The organism is Leptospira selangorensis, from assembly GCF_004769405.1.
Classification (GTDB): domain Bacteria; phylum Spirochaetota; class Leptospiria; order Leptospirales; family Leptospiraceae; genus Leptospira_B; species Leptospira_B selangorensis.
The window spans coordinates 140,668-154,680 of sequence record NZ_RQES01000024.1; the positions used below are offsets into that span (position 1 = coordinate 140,668).

Annotated in this window: 13 protein-coding genes; 7 read left to right on the top strand and 6 right to left on the bottom strand. The window is 41.5% G+C overall.

Going from position 1 to position 14,013, the window contains the following annotated elements; all coding sequences use genetic code 11:
- Position 1: 1 nt before the first annotated feature.
- Positions 2 to 1,489 (bottom strand): sodium:proton antiporter, encoded by a 1,488-nt coding sequence (locus tag EHO58_RS18585; RefSeq protein ID WP_135680980.1) that lies wholly within the window; start codon positions 1,487 to 1,489, stop codon positions 2 to 4.
- Positions 1,490 to 1,715: 226 nt separating this feature from the next.
- Between EHO58_RS18585 and perRB the strand changes: the two genes are divergently transcribed.
- Complete coding sequence (perRB, locus tag EHO58_RS18590) at positions 1,716 to 2,165, top strand: peroxide-responsive transcriptional repressor PerRB (RefSeq protein ID WP_100769990.1); 450 nt, start codon at positions 1,716 to 1,718, stop codon at positions 2,163 to 2,165.
- Between the two features lie 6 nt (positions 2,166 to 2,171).
- Here perRB and lpdA read toward each other — a convergent pair whose 3' ends face one another.
- Both lpdA and EHO58_RS18600 read right to left on the bottom strand, forming a co-directional pair.
- The gene (lpdA, locus tag EHO58_RS18595; RefSeq protein ID WP_135680906.1) at positions 2,172 to 3,590 is read right to left on the bottom strand and encodes a dihydrolipoyl dehydrogenase; all 1,419 of its coding nucleotides are present in this window, start codon (positions 3,588 to 3,590) and stop codon (positions 2,172 to 2,174) included.
- A 63-nt stretch (positions 3,591 to 3,653) separates the two neighbouring features.
- The gene (locus EHO58_RS18600) at positions 3,654 to 4,397 is read right to left on the bottom strand and encodes a class I SAM-dependent DNA methyltransferase (protein ID WP_135627322.1); all 744 of its coding nucleotides are present in this window, start codon (positions 4,395 to 4,397) and stop codon (positions 3,654 to 3,656) included.
- A 67-nt stretch (positions 4,398 to 4,464) separates the two neighbouring features.
- Here EHO58_RS18600 and EHO58_RS18605 point away from each other — a divergent pair, with 67 nt between their 5' ends.
- From EHO58_RS18605 to EHO58_RS18625, 4 genes are all read left to right on the top strand, one after another.
- Positions 4,465 to 5,568 (top strand): hypothetical protein, encoded by a 1,104-nt coding sequence (locus EHO58_RS18605; protein WP_135680907.1) that lies wholly within the window; start codon positions 4,465 to 4,467, stop codon positions 5,566 to 5,568.
- Positions 5,559 to 6,071: a chemotaxis protein CheX gene (locus tag EHO58_RS18610; RefSeq protein ID WP_135627320.1), complete on the top strand. Its 513-nt coding sequence runs from the start codon at positions 5,559 to 5,561 to the stop codon at positions 6,069 to 6,071. The genes EHO58_RS18605 and EHO58_RS18610 overlap by 10 nt, the downstream gene beginning before the upstream one ends.
- Before the next feature lie 24 nt (positions 6,072 to 6,095).
- Entirely contained in the window at positions 6,096 to 7,121 is a 1,026-nt protein-coding gene (locus EHO58_RS18615) for an alpha/beta hydrolase family protein (RefSeq protein ID WP_135680908.1), read from the top strand.
- A gap of 254 nt (positions 7,122 to 7,375) precedes the next feature.
- The gene (locus EHO58_RS18625; protein WP_135627318.1) at positions 7,376 to 8,866 is read left to right on the top strand and encodes a DUF342 domain-containing protein; all 1,491 of its coding nucleotides are present in this window, start codon (positions 7,376 to 7,378) and stop codon (positions 8,864 to 8,866) included.
- On the opposite strand, the gene mtnA is transcribed toward EHO58_RS18625, so the two are convergent.
- On the bottom strand, positions 8,867 to 9,946 hold the full coding sequence (gene mtnA, locus EHO58_RS18630) for an S-methyl-5-thioribose-1-phosphate isomerase (RefSeq protein WP_135680909.1): 1,080 nt from the start codon (positions 9,944 to 9,946) through the stop codon (positions 8,867 to 8,869).
- Positions 9,947 to 10,108: 162 nt separating this feature from the next.
- On the opposite strand from mtnA, the gene EHO58_RS18635 reads away from it, so the two are divergent.
- Both EHO58_RS18635 and EHO58_RS18640 read left to right on the top strand, forming a co-directional pair.
- Positions 10,109 to 11,134, top strand: a complete 1,026-nt coding sequence (locus tag EHO58_RS18635; RefSeq protein ID WP_135680910.1) for a rhomboid family intramembrane serine protease — start codon at positions 10,109 to 10,111, stop codon at positions 11,132 to 11,134.
- 136 nt (positions 11,135 to 11,270) lie between these two features.
- The gene (locus EHO58_RS18640; protein WP_135627439.1) at positions 11,271 to 11,714 is read left to right on the top strand and encodes an LIC11177 family protein; all 444 of its coding nucleotides are present in this window, start codon (positions 11,271 to 11,273) and stop codon (positions 11,712 to 11,714) included.
- A 102-nt stretch (positions 11,715 to 11,816) separates the two neighbouring features.
- Here EHO58_RS18640 and EHO58_RS18645 read toward each other — a convergent pair whose 3' ends face one another.
- The gene (locus EHO58_RS18645) at positions 11,817 to 12,806 is read right to left on the bottom strand and encodes an HpcH/HpaI aldolase/citrate lyase family protein (protein WP_100724582.1); all 990 of its coding nucleotides are present in this window, start codon (positions 12,804 to 12,806) and stop codon (positions 11,817 to 11,819) included.
- A gap of 102 nt (positions 12,807 to 12,908) precedes the next feature.
- Positions 12,909 to 13,841, bottom strand: a complete 933-nt coding sequence (locus EHO58_RS18650; RefSeq protein ID WP_135627315.1) for an ornithine carbamoyltransferase — start codon at positions 13,839 to 13,841, stop codon at positions 12,909 to 12,911.
- Between the last annotated feature and the right edge of the window lie 172 nt (positions 13,842 to 14,013).

Consider the following 14,013-nt stretch of genomic DNA (forward strand, 5'->3'; position numbering starts at 1 on the left):
TTTAGATAAAGAAGATCCAGGTTAAGAGTAAGAATGTAGGGACCAAAAGTAGGAATGAATACAATACGTATCCGCCGAAACTTGGCATTTTGATCTTATTCTCTTCTGCTACTGATTTTACCATGAAGTTTGGAGCATTGCCTATATAGGTCAATGCGCCCATAAATACCGCACCCACGGAAATCGCTTTCAGAAGTTCCTCTCCAACTGGATCAGCCAGGATCTGAGTTACATTAGAGAACCCTAATAATCCTTTGGCTAAGGATAAGAAAGTCAGGTAAGTAGGAGCATTGTCCAGAACTCCCGAGAATCCACCAGTTACCCAGAAGAATTGCCATCTTTCAGTGATTCCTAGTTCTTTTCCATGATGTTCCAGGAGCAATAATGCTGGGATCATGGTTAAGAAGATACCTATGAATAGGTAAGCTACCTCTTGGATAGGACCTAAGGTAAACTTATTCTTTTCTCTTAGCTTAGGATCGGAAGTCACTTTGGAAAGTGCGATCAAACCGATTAGAACCGCTTCTCTAATGAATGCAAGGAAAGGATATTTTTCAATCGCAGGAATATAGTTTTGGTTCAAGAAAGCTACGGAAAGGATCACTCCTAAAAGCCAGAGTAAGTTTACTTGGCCTTCTAATCCAAGGGGTTGTCTATGAGAATGATCGTAACGGATATCCTTTTTGGTCTCTTTTCCGTGCATGATCGTGTCCCAAATAAAGTAGATCACGAGTAAAATTCCGGAAGCGATGATCATCTGAGGGAATAGTTTAAATGTCCAAACGAATGGAACTCCTTGCAGATAACCTAAGAATAAAGGAGGATCTCCGAGAGGAGTTAAGGAGCCACCAATATTAGAAACCAAGAAAATAAAGAAGATCACTGTGTGAACCACATGTTTTCTTTCTGAGTTGGTCTTGAGTAAAGGACGGATCAGAAGCATAGAAGCTCCAGTCGTTCCGATAAAAGAAGCCAGGAAAGTTCCCACGACCAAGAAGATTGTGTTATTTACCGGAGTAGCTTCTATATCTCCTTTTAAAACGATCCCACCTGAAATATAGAATAGTGCCGCAAGAAGGATGATAAACGGAATATAATCGAATACCATAGTGTGGAAAATTTTTCCGCCCCAGCTATGCGCCATTAAGATCCCGAAAGAAACTCCTCCAAGAGCTAAGGAAAGAAGAAGTTTGTTATTATTGTTTTCCCACCAATGCTCCGTTGTTTGAGAGATCAAGGGTAGAAGTGCAATACTGAGTAGGATTAAAACGAAAGGAATAACCGACCAAAGAGGAAGATCGTCTCCTGCCTCACCATGAGCCGATGCAGTCTCTTGGTGCCCGTTTCCAGTTCCGTGTTCCCCATGACCTGCATCCGTTTCGGATTGAGCCAGTGTATTTGTTTGAGGGGATGCCCCTGTTTCCGCCCAAACGGAAACGTTTAGGACCAGGGAGAGAAAGAGTAGGGTAGTAAAAAATTTGTTTCTCATCATTCTCTGCTTTTCGAAGATTTTTCGTCAGGTTATAGAGATTCAGATAGGTTTCAAAGGAAAATCCATGATTTCTCGGGTTTTTTTGGCCTCCTTTTTTTGGATTGCATAAATCCTTCCTTTTTTGCAAGATCCTAATAGGAATTCATATCTTCTAGACTTTTTGCTTTATATTCGGCCCTTTCGGACCGTCAGATATATAGGCCCATAGAGAGAACCGACGACCATGACTGTTTTAGGTAAACACAAACAATACTGCCTGACTCCGGACGAAATAGAGAGTAGATTAAAATCGGTTTCAATACAACCGACCATGCAAAGGATTTCCATTTGCCAATACGTACTTTGTGAAGCGGATCATCCAACCGCTGAAGAAGTAAAAGAATGGGTAGATAAACGTTCTTTGAAGATGAGTTTAGCGACCGTCTATAATACTTTAAACGTTTTAGTATCTGCAGGTCTATTAAGAGAGTTTAAATTTTCCTGTTTGGGTAAATCGGTATTCGATAGCAATATCGACGACCATTTCCATTTCTTCGATGAGAAGTCGGGAAAATTCCATGACCTGGACGCGGAACTTCTTACAATCGATTCTAAACTACCTAAAGAGTTTAAAGTGAATAAGATGGATATCCTATTCACCGGATCTTTAGAAGAATCGAACGCTTCCGTTTAATATTCATTAGATATTAATCGCTTCGCCTAAAGCCTGTCCTGCCGCTTCCATTACGGATTCTGAAAGTGTAGGATGGGCATGTATCCTTCCTGCAATTTCTTTAAGAGTTAATTCGGATCCCATTCCTAAATTGATCTCTCCTAAAATTTCGGTTACATTCGGTCCGATCAAATGAGCCCCTAATACTTCTCCGGTTTTGCGATCGGCTACTAGTTTTACCATTCCTTCTACTTCGCCTAGGGCTTGTGCTCTACCGTTTGCTCTAAATGGGAATTTTCCTACGACTACGTCTATACCTGATTTTTTTGCTTCTTCTTCTTTTAAACCTACTGAGGCGACTTCCGGATGGCAGTATGTGCAGGCCGGGATCTTAAGATAATCCAAAGGTTCAAAAACTAAGCCATGAGGATTTTTATTTTGGATAGAGATCGCTTCGGCAGCCTTGACACCTTCTGTAGAGGCCACATGAGCGAGTAGAGGAGCTCCGATACAATCTCCGATTGCGTAGATATTCGGGACCTTGGTTTTAAATTTAGTATCTACCTTGATAAATCCTTTTTGAAGAAATACTCCAATCTCTTCCAGATGAATACCTTCTGTATTTGGAGTAACTCCAATGGCTACTAGGACCTTATCGAATTTTTTTCTTTCTCCTTCTGGCGCTATCCCTTCTCCTTTTAGAAGAATGGATACTCCATCTGATTCCAGTTTTGGTTCTGAAACTCCTACACTGGTAAGGATTTGGATCCCTCTTTTTACGAAGGAACGATTGAGTAGATTGGATATTTCAGGATCTTCTAATGGAAGAATTTTGTCCTGCATCTCTACGATTGTGACTTGGGTTCCCATGCTAGAGTAGAAGTCTGCAAACTCTATCCCAATTGCTCCTGCACCAATGACTGCCAGAGTTTTAGGGGGAGATTCCTGTATCATTGCATGTTTGCTGGATAGGACCTTGTCTCCGTCGAATGGAAGTCCTGGAAATTCTTTTGGTCTGGCGCCGGTGGCTATAATAAAATATTCGGATTGGATCTCTTCTTTAGAAGTGTCAGGAAGCCAAATCGTATTTTTGTCTTTGAAAACTGCGCTTCCTTTTTTTACGGAAATTTTATTCTTTTTCATTAAGAATTCAACTCCGTTGGACATTGTGTCTGCAACACCTCTGGAACGTTTGATTATATTCGGAAAGTCAGGAGAGACTTTTTCTACCTTCAGGCCGAAGGATTCTGATTTGCGAATGGACTCTAATAAATGTGCAGATTCTAAAAGTGCTTTTGTGGGAATACATCCCCAGTTCAAACATACCCCGCCTAGTTTTTCTTTTTCAACTAGACATACGTTCAATCCGAGTTGGGCTGCTCGAATGGCGGCCACATATCCTCCAGGGCCTCCGCCGATCACAGTCAGGTCGTAGTTTTCCGCCATCTCATTCCTCCGGATGGCAATTTTGGATTTTTATTCCGACTCTGGGAAGAAAATTTTATGGGTTTAATTACTCTTCTTTTTCAAAACGAGGATCATTCTACTCGCATTACTTTTGAATTTTAATTCGTTATAGTTGGAGTAAACATGTAGGATCTCCATCCTGTGTTTTGCGAGCATTCTTTGGAGTTCTACCAGGAAATAGGCCCTCATTAAATGTTTATCTTTGATCTCTTTTGCATTCAGATTATAGATATAATTTACTTCAACAACTGTGGATTGGTCCGCCCTGACTAGACGAAATCCTCTGTTTCTCTGGATGGTAGTATTTTTGGCCTTGATTTGAGCTACTGGGCCGATCGCTTTTCTTTTGATCTTACGAAGAGGTTCCGCATTCCAAACTTCTAAAACTGCGATACCTGCAGGTTTTAGATTCAACTCCAGATTTTTAAGAGCTGCTTCTACTTCTTCATTAGATAATAAATAATTAAAGGAGCCGAATAAGCTGATGATTGCGTCCCATTTTTCCTGGGACTTATAGGATTGCATTGCCCCCACTTCGAATTTGCAATGGGAATATCTTTTTTTGGCGACCTCTATCATTTTGATGGAGGAATCTATCCCTCTGGATTTGTATCCAAGGCTTTGGAAATGAGTGACATGCTCTCCAGTTCCACAACCTAGATCCAAAATATTTCGGACCCTATGTTTTCGGAAAAGCCTGTCTATAAATTGGGTTTCCATCTCGAATTTTCGAGCGTTCTTTTCAATATCGAAGTAATATTCTGCCAGTTCCGAGTAGAGTTTCATAGAAAAATCGTTTGAGCCGGACCGGGGAAAACCCGTTACATATAGTAACGGAACTGAAGTTTACAAAATGCAATTTTTCCCCGAATTTTTTCCAATTTCAGAAGTTTTTCCAATCGCTTCCGCATCTCTTTCCACCTGGATAGACGGAGAAGTTTTGGCCTTGGGCGGGATCTCATTCTGCCTGCTTTCCCTTTTCGGTTACGTTGTACATACTACAATGGATCGAAAAGAAGAGAATGGAACTGAATCAGAGGTTCCATTCTTTCAGTCGGTTACAAAGGAAGAAGTTTCCGAAGTCCAAAAGTCGACTGCTTCCGAAGGGATCTCTTCTGAGGAAGGTGTTCCTACCAACTCCCAAGATACACCTTTATTCGTTTTTAAGGAAGATATTCCCAAGGAGACAAAAGTTCCCTTCCAATCCTTCTATTTTCCAGTTCGTGGAAAAACGTATGAGGCAGTGAAATCATTCTTAGATTCTATCCAAGTCGGAGAAGAAATCTGGGAAGTCCTTCTCCATGATCCGAAAGGGGATCTACAAACTGTAGCAAGTAAGACAGGAAGTATTTCAGTATTTCCATCCGAAAGAAAAAGAGCCGGCGAGCCAAAAGAGGGAGCAATCGTTTGGAAATTGGAATGGGATTCTTTTTCCTTGGGAGAAGTCAGACAAACTTCTTCTACAGTTAGCGAATTTTCCCTTGATGAAATTTCCTTTAGATTGGATAAACTTGTAGAAGGACTGGTTCTTGCCGGAGAATCCCAAGACGGAGAGACTGGCTGGAGTTCCTACCCTGTATTTTCCCAACATTTAGAAAGGGAAAAGTTCGAGGGAGAAGAGACCAAAATCCTGGTCTTTATGGAATTCGAGTCGGACGGCGATTTAGTTTCCGATTTTAGAAGTTTAGGGAATTGGTGGAAGTCTAGATTCGGAGAAAATTCTCCCATCTATCGTATCCGAAAAAACCGCTTAGCTACTTTCTTTCACGCGGAAGATTGGATCAAATTCCAAAACTCACTTTCCGGTTTAATGGAATTTTTGGGCCCGGATAAAACCAGACTGAATATAGGCGCTTCCGTTCGGGTCAGAAAAGACGATTCGGAATGGGAACCAAGAGCCAAAAAAGCATTACATTCTTCTAAAGAAGAGGGACCGAACCGTTTAGTATGTCTTTGAACATAGATCCTTTATTGGATGAAAAATTCATACTTACAATTTCTCAGATCTTCCCGGAGTTTTTGGAAAAAAACTTAGGAGTCCAGGCTGTTCGAGAAGCATTTGGTCCTTCTAAAAACGAAGGTTTATGTTACGAGAATTGTACTGCTGTGGATTTCCAAGGAGAAGCCAAGGGTAAACTTTTTCTTGCAATGGACGGTTATACTAAGCTTAAACTTCTCCCTAAAATTGCCAGATCCTTCCATATAGATCCTACAATCCGAAGCCACGCTGCTTCTATCATGTTGGAATTTGCAAATCAGATCTGCGCCGAACTTATCTCCGAAATGAAATTGGGAAGATTCCAAATAGATATTCTTCCCCCTGAAAATCTGAACAATAAATTGGTACCTATCGATCTGGAAAATTTAAGACAGTATATTCTGATCTATTTTCTGAAAGACGAGGACGCCAAAGAATATCTGGGCAGGATCTATCTCATTCTTCTGATGCAAAAATATTAATATATATAAAAAGGCTTCCTTTGCATGATTCGATACTCTTTCCAGGGACTCCCATTTTTACTCAAATACGCAGACATGATAGATTCTCCCGATTCCGAGATACGGGAGGAAAGTTTAAAAGTTTCTAAAAAATTATCCTTCAGGACCAAAATATTCCCCGGCCCTGAGAATTCTCCCGTGATCTATCTACAACATGGGATGAGCAATCGGGGGATTGATGATCCAAGAATCCTTACTCTTGCAAAACATTTAAAGAATACGGGTGCTACTGTTTATCTTCCTGAACTTAAGGAAGTGAAAGGTCTCGAGATCTCAGTGGATACTGTCCCGAATATTAGATCCTTATTCCAAGAGATCGTGAAAAGAGAAGGCCTGGCAATCTCCTTCTTATCTGCAAGCTTCTCCGCTGGAATGGGAATGGTGGCATTATCCGGAAAGGAAGAACAGAAAAATCTAAAATCCGCTCTACTCGTTGGAACATATTCTGATTTCGCGGATACTCTTCCTTTCATTCTATCCAACTATGATGTGGATCCTTATGCGGTTCATGTTTTATTATATAATTATATTTCTAAGCTTAGGCCCAAACTTTCCAAATTAGAAGAATTCTATTTTGAAGCAGCCCTAGACAATGGATTGAAAAGGACGGGAGAAGAGGAGAAGTCCCCCAAACTTCTGAAAAAGCTAAACCAGAAGGAAAAGGATTTCGTATACGGGGTCCAATCCGAGCCTGGATTTAGGATGAGCTTAGTAGAGCCTATTCTATCCGTATTGCCGCCTAACTTCATTTTGCGTAATTCTCCTAAAAACTTCCTCTCTGATTGGAAGGCGCCTATCGCATTATTGCATGGATCGGACGATCCAGTGATCTCTCCGGACGAATCGGAGCAATTATTCGATTCTTTAGGGAACGGGAAGGAAGAGTGGAAGGTGATCCTAAGGTCCAGATTGATCACACATGGGGACCATCTTCCTTTCTACACTCAATTAGGTGAGATCCCGAAGCTTGCTGGACTATGGGGATTTTTTCTAAAAAATTCTGGTCTCTAATATTGTTTACGTTATATTTTCTGAAAATATTCCGTCCTTAGAGATAGGACCCTTGCGTCTTTTTTATGCCCCGGACCCTTGTATATTCGGAGCGAAAGGTTATAGTGGTCTCTATTGTTAAAAACGCGAAAAGGAATAACCTTGCGGGTTCAAATATGATCTTTTTCGGAACTTTCAGAAGGTTTCGAGAAAGGATTTCTTCCGTGATAAAAAAAGGCGGAGGAAACTTCTTATTGAATTGTTAGCTAGGTAGTATGGTTGTGAGTACAGAGCAAACTTCGGGTGTATCAGATCAAGAGACAAGTTGGGAGAGTGTATTCTCTCTTAAGATCAGTTCGGATAATCTGGGCGCCGATCTAACGATTCGTCCCGGGATGATCAAGGGAAGGGCTCTTTCCACTAGCATTGTTATAGAATATCTTCATAATAAGGATATTTCCCAGGATCGTATCATCGGGGATAATATCTACGGCGCATTAAAACAATTACAAGCATCCACAGGCCGGATGGATTTTTCTCCCATTTCTTTCGTGGTGGCCCAAGGTTTTCCTCCTGTAAGAGGTGAGGATGGCTGGGTAAAATTTTATCATCCCCAAGCCCAAAGGGTCAAGATCGGCGAAGATGGTCATGCCGATTATAGAAACATTGAAAGATATATTTATGTGAAAGCAGGGGAGAAACTTGCAACATTATTCGAAGGTATCCCTGGTAAACCGGGAATGGATGTTTTCGGAAAACCGATCGCTCCTCCTCCCATCAGAAGGCCTAAACTTACTATCGGTAAGAATGTCCAAGAGAAGGGTCTGGTCCAAGAGAACAAACCCTTGGTAGAATATTTTGCTACTTGCAACGGCGCTATTTTCTCCACTGAATCTTCTATCACTGTTTCCCAAGAATTGCAGATCGATTCCAACGTAGGACTCGGAACTGGGAATATCAATTATGACGGAAACGTTTTAGTAAAAGGTGATGTGGAAGCAGCTACTTCTATCAAGACCCAAGGGAACTTGATGGTAAAAGGAAATGTGGAGACTTCCGATCTAGTCATCGCTCGCGACTTAGAGGTCAGCGGCGGGATCAAAGGTGATGGAAAGAATGTAATCAAGATCGGCGGACATCTTTACGCTAAGTTCATTGAGAACGCAGAGATAGAAGTAGATGGAGATGTTATTGTCGAAGGTTTTATTCTAAACTCCAAAATCCATTCTCTTGGTAATGTGATCCTGAATGGATCCAGTGGAAACTTAGTATCTTCTACCGTATCTACTTATATGGGATTGACTTGTGCAACTTTAGGTTCTCAGGCAGAGCTGGACGTAACTGTGGAACTTGGATTTCATTTTAGGAACGAGAAAAGTTTCCAAGATCTCACTAAACGTCTTCAAGTTGCGGAGAAGGAAATAGAGAAGATCCTACCTAAGGTGCAACAGATCAAACAGATGGTCCAAAGATCCAGAGGCCAGATCCCGGAAGATAAAAAAGAAGGCTATCGTACGGTCTTCGAGGAATACAATAAGCAGAACAAGTTTATAGAACTGGTGAAACAAAAACTGGAAGTATTGAAGTCTTCCAGATTTAATCCAGGGGAAGTTCAGCTTGTAGTCCGCAAAGGTTCTTATAAGGGAAGTATCATTAAGTATAGAAGACAGGTGGAGAAGGTTGAAAAATTCCAGTCCGCCTTTATGATGCGTTTCCAACCAGGGCAGGACAAGGCCGCCATGGTTGCCATCAAACCTCAAAAATAATCAGCCAAAAAACTCTTTGATCTTATCCGGAGGAACAATTCCTTTCTCCGTGATAAAGGCTTTGATTAGATTTGCAGGAGTCACATCAAAAGAAGGATTGAGAGCTTTTACTCCTACCGGAGCGATCACACCTTCCGAAAGGATTGCTTCTCCCTTTTCATTTTTTAAGAAATTCAAACGAGTGACCTCGTCTTGTGTTCTCATTTCTATCGGGATCTGAGAGCCGTCCGTGATCTTAAAATCAAAACTCTTTTCCGTGGCTGCAATATAAAATGGGATACCATGATGTTTTGCTAAAACTGCCAGAGGATATGTTCCTATTTTATTCGCGGAGTCACCATTTGCTGCTACTCGATCCACACCCACAATGACTGCGTCAATTTTCTGAGAAGACATGAGCCAGCCGGCCATACTGTCCGTGATCAGATAATTTTCGATCCCTTCTTCCATTAATTCCCAAGCTGTAAGTCTTGCACCTTGTAAGTAAGGACGGGTCTCGTCCGCATACACGGTAAGATCATGTCCTGCTTCTTTGAGAGAACGGATCACACCAAGTGCTGTCCCATGTCCTGCAGTTGCGAGTGCACCCGTATTACAATGGGTAATAATTTTTAATTTAGAAGGAGAAGGAGGAAAAAGTCCCACACCATTCTTGGCTAAAGCTAAATTATTCCTGATATCTTCCTCGAAAACATGGATTGCGAATTCTTCCGACTTCTGTTGGAGTTCCGATAAAGACACCTTATCATATTCTTCTTTTGGAAAAATAGAGGAGAGCTCTTCGAAAGCTCTGCGAAGATTTACCGCAGTTGGTCTTGATTCCAAGATTTTGGAAAGTAAGGTTTGGAATTCTTGGTAATCCGGTTTTTTAGAAAACTTTTTTAATTCTAAAACGGCACCGAATAATCCGGTTATGGCGATTGCGGGAGCTCCTCTCACCACCATTTCTTTGATGGCGAAAATTGCGTCCTCGGAGTTTTGAGCGGTGAACCATTCTTTTTTGCCTGGGATTTGTCTTTGGTCTAAAAGTTTAAGTCCTTCTTTCTCCCAAAAAATCGGCCTTAAGTTCTCTTTTTTCATTTTTTTACTCTCCGAGGCTAAAGCAGGCCTTTCGTTTTTTCGATGATAAAAATGTGATTGAAGTCATCCACCGACTCCCCGGCGGATGAGGACGAACCGGGGCAGATCCCGCCCCGGCTTTGCCTACTTGACTAGGATACCAGTACCTTTAATCCTTACATAATGGCAAAGAGAAATCCGACCTCAGGTCCGAAGCTTTTCGGATTCTCGATAGTTCATCCACTGAATCTGGTCTTATTCTTCAATATTTTCGTCTGGGCACTTCTTATGATGGAAGGTGGACGAGGAATTATTACTTACTTTTTCGGATTAAACCCAAGCTTCGTCATCGAAAAGAAAATGTATTGGCAGGTATTCACTTATGGATTCCTGCATGTGGTCGGCGGAGATTTTTTCTCTTCTCTCATCCATATTGGGATGAATATGTTCGGACTATTTACGGTAGGTTTCTGGCTTTGTAGATATATTGGCGGCTGGAAATTTTTAAGTGTGTATCTTCTTTCCCAATTAGGCGGGGGACTTTTCGTTTTGTCTTTTTCTTATATAGGTTGGAAGACAGGGCTTGTTCCGGAAAATTCGATTTGGGATAGTTATCATTCTGCCACCGTAGGTGCAAGTGGTGGAGTTTTCGGAGTGCTTGCCGCATTCAGTCTGATGTTTCCTGAAGCGAGATTCGTGTTTCCTCCTGTAAGAGCAAAATTTGCTCCTTGGGTTTTAATCGGTTTTGGATTTTCCGTAGATGCTTACTATCTTCTTCAATTCCATTCTAGTGGAGTCATGTCCCAAAGTTTTTTTGGGATGATGAGTAACTCCGGTCATTTGGGTGGGGCAGTCTTCGGTCTATTCAGTCTTCTTGGCTTACAAAAGTTCGGTGGAAAAACTAGAACCCCAATCTTTGTAAAAAGATGGGAAAGGCCTAAGGAAAATCAGGAAAGGGTAATTGTTCGTCCTAAAAATCTAGGAGATCCTTTTGAGACACAGGTCAGAAAAAACAGAGAACTCTTAAGTCAACTGTATGGAATTTCTGACGCAAAGGAGAAAGAAAATATTCTCTCTCCTATACAAGCTGAGAATACGAATCTATGTCCTCCTGGAGACTACAATCCTGACGATATGTTTTGTCTTCGTTGTGAATGGCTCCAGAACTGCGAATTGAGAAAATTAAAGAAAGATCACCCTGAACTTTGAAAGAATTTTTGAGAACTTTTTCGTCTATCTTGTTATAATAAGTATAGGCGGAAATTTCTGGACATAAATCGAATACGTCCATAGAATAGTTTCCGTCCGAAAATTCGGACAATCGGCTTTGAGGACCTCAGTAAAATTGGCGGATAAAAAGAAAACAATTCTCCCCGACGTTCTTATGAGGGAGAAATTACAAAAGATCGCCCTTAACGAAAAAGCAAAAGCAGCCCGGATAGTAGGGTCCGATAAAGTCGGATCTGAAGTTGATCCTAGAAAGGAAGATGGGCCAGGCTCTAAAATTTTTAAGGCTATAGACGAATCGCTCTCTGATCTCAGATATTATTTTCTGGAAGGAGAATACGGGGACAAAATTGCCGATCTATTCAATCGTAATGAAAGTCAATTCGACAGATTGGGAATCACTCCTAGAAGATTTTTAGAATTCGCAAGAGAATCATTCGATCGTTTTAAACAATTACAAAAAAAAATGCCTTTGGAACCAATGAACAAAAAGGGTTGGGAATATCTGGAAAGAAGTTTGTTGGAACTGATCGGAAAACTAAACGAGAAGTTTAATAAGTAGTAATAGATCTAAAGAGTCGGATGTTGGAGCTCCAACAAACGAATTCTATAAAAAAAGCCGCAGGATTCTGCGGCTTTTTCGTTTTGAAGTTTAGTGAAAGGATTAGAAGAATCTTTTCGCTGCTTCCTCTGGAATTGCAATACCGGTAAGTTTTGCTTTTTGAAGAACTTCCCAGAAGTAACGGTAAGTTGCTCTGTCATGAAGATCTCCATCGTGTTGGATCGGTCCCCATTCTGCATCTTGTGCTTTAACAAGGATTGCAGCGGAAGTTTGGACTTCGCTATAGTCTGGGGCCATCGCATCTAAGATCGCTTGGATCTGAGTTGGATAGATGGACCACATACGAAGGAATCCGAACTCGTCATGAGCTCTCTTAGCATCTTTATAAGTTTGGTATTGGTTTTTCAGGTCCAAAGTAACGTTATGAGCTGGGATTACTCCATGAGCTAAAGCAGCAGCAACACAGGAAGCTTTTGCTCTTCTTAATAATTCGTGATCGAATTGTCCCGGGCTTTTCATACAAGAAGCAGGGATTGCTCCGTGGTGTCCTGAGATGAAGTCCATTAGACCGAAATCAACTACTTGCATCCAAGGAAGAGCAGCGATCTTGTCTACGTCAGCAAGCGCTCCGTGAGTTTCGATCAGAACGTGGATTGGGATCTCTCTAGTGATCCCTGCTTTTTTAGCAGCGCCTTGGATATAGGTGATCATTTCTTCCACTTGGGAAGCTTTAGTAGGTTTAGGAATAGTGATGTATGCGATTTTGTTTCCTGCGCCTGGAACGATAATGTCTACGTCTTGTTTCCAGAAAGCGTTGGTATAATCGTGGATCCTAACACCGCTCATATTATGTTTATTGAGTTCGGAGTTTTGGATACGGACGATCATTTCCGCGTGTTCTTTTTCTTTTCCGGTTTGAGCACCGTCTTCGCAGTCCATGGTGATGTCGAAAAGACCGCCGAGTTTGTTTTGTAACTCTAGAGCTTTAGTGATCAGTTTTTCGGATCCGGCAAAATGTTCGCAGGCCGGGATGATAGGGAAAGGTTTTTCTCCTTCGAATAATGCATCCTTAGGATGTGGTAATTTGGACATACAAGTACCTTTTAAGTTTTTGCGATTTTAGCCTAGCTCGGCTGTCTTAGAACAGGGTTTTCAGGAAAGGCCTTCCCGGCAACGGATTTTTGGCGGTATGCCTTAAGCTTCTAGGAGTTGTAGGATGACCGCTTTCTGTGCATCCAAGCGGTTCTCTGCCTGTTGGAAGATAATGGATCTTGGGCTTCTGACTACTTCTCTAGTAATTTCGTATCCGGAGTGGATAGGCATATCGTGCATGACCTTTGCTTTAGTCTCTTTGAGTAATGCCTCGTTGATCTGAAAAGGCATCATTAGGTTCATACGTTCCTTCTTCTTATCCGCGAAAGCAGGATCATTGAAGAACTCCATGTCTACCCAGGTATCAGTATAAATATAATCCGCATTTTTCACGGAGCGGATAAGGTCAGTCTCCCATTGGACTGTGCCCTTCTTCTTAGCCCTTTCCACAGTGTCCTGATCAATGTTTTCAGTTTCTGCAATCGGGGTAAGAAGAGTAAGTTCTATACCTAATGCGGAAGTGATACCTATAAGAGAATTTACTACGTTATTATGGACACCGATATAGGTGAGTTTCAATTCCTTAATAGGTTTAGGATTGTCCATCACGATCGTCAAAATATCTGCGAGAGATTGACAAGGGTGGAATTTATTACAACATCCATTGATAACCGGGACCTGAGAACCTGACTTTAACTGTAAAAGTTCCTCATGTTTTCTCATCCGAGCCATGATAACTGAAACGTTTCTGGAAAGATATTCCGCTTCCAGATCGATATCCGAAAGAAGAAAGTTAGAAGTCATCCAATCCAAATAGATTGCATGTCCTCCCATCTCAGTCATTGCCACTTCAAAAGAAACTCTGGTACGAGTGCTCGTCTTTTGGAAGAGCATAGCAAGAGTCCTACCGGTCATATGTCCCAGATAATTGGCCCTATGATTTTTCACATGGACAGCAAATTGTAGAAGGTCCAGGACTTCTGCGTCCGACCAATCCTGCCAGGAGATAAGATGTTTGATTTTAGGGCTTTCCATAGACCGGTAAACTATTACAGTCTAGAAAATCAGCGTAGCTAGATTCGACAATCTCAAAACTCTGATAGGTAGGAAAGGAAAAGGGGGAGGGATATGAATCTCCCTCCCTAAGTGTTTTCCGGGGAAAAAAGCGTGATCCAGTTTCTTTCTAAGAAATGGATTCGGCCGGAAG

What these genes read in the sequence shown, in the direction of transcription:
- EHO58_RS18585 (WP_135680980.1), bottom strand. Translation starts at nt 1,489, where the DNA reads ATGAGAAACAAATTTTTTACTACCCTACTCTTTCTCTCCCTGGTCCTA.
- perRB (WP_100769990.1), top strand. Translation starts at nt 1,716, where the DNA reads ATGACTGTTTTAGGTAAACACAAACAATACTGCCTGACTCCGGACGAA.
- lpdA (WP_135680906.1), bottom strand. Translation starts at nt 3,590, where the DNA reads ATGGCGGAAAACTACGACCTGACTGTGATCGGCGGAGGCCCTGGAGGA.
- EHO58_RS18600 (WP_135627322.1), bottom strand. Translation starts at nt 4,397, where the DNA reads ATGAAACTCTACTCGGAACTGGCAGAATATTACTTCGATATTGAAAAG.
- EHO58_RS18605 (WP_135680907.1), top strand. Translation starts at nt 4,465, where the DNA reads ATGCAATTTTTCCCCGAATTTTTTCCAATTTCAGAAGTTTTTCCAATC.
- EHO58_RS18610 (WP_135627320.1), top strand. Translation starts at nt 5,559, where the DNA reads ATGTCTTTGAACATAGATCCTTTATTGGATGAAAAATTCATACTTACA.
- EHO58_RS18615 (WP_135680908.1), top strand. Translation starts at nt 6,096, where the DNA reads ATGATTCGATACTCTTTCCAGGGACTCCCATTTTTACTCAAATACGCA.
- EHO58_RS18625 (WP_135627318.1), top strand. Translation starts at nt 7,376, where the DNA reads ATGGTTGTGAGTACAGAGCAAACTTCGGGTGTATCAGATCAAGAGACA.
- mtnA (WP_135680909.1), bottom strand. Translation starts at nt 9,946, where the DNA reads ATGAAAAAAGAGAACTTAAGGCCGATTTTTTGGGAGAAAGAAGGACTT.
- EHO58_RS18635 (WP_135680910.1), top strand. Translation starts at nt 10,109, where the DNA reads ATGGCAAAGAGAAATCCGACCTCAGGTCCGAAGCTTTTCGGATTCTCG.
- EHO58_RS18645 (WP_100724582.1), bottom strand. Translation starts at nt 12,806, where the DNA reads ATGTCCAAATTACCACATCCTAAGGATGCATTATTCGAAGGAGAAAAA.
- EHO58_RS18650 (WP_135627315.1), bottom strand. Translation starts at nt 13,841, where the DNA reads ATGGAAAGCCCTAAAATCAAACATCTTATCTCCTGGCAGGATTGGTCG.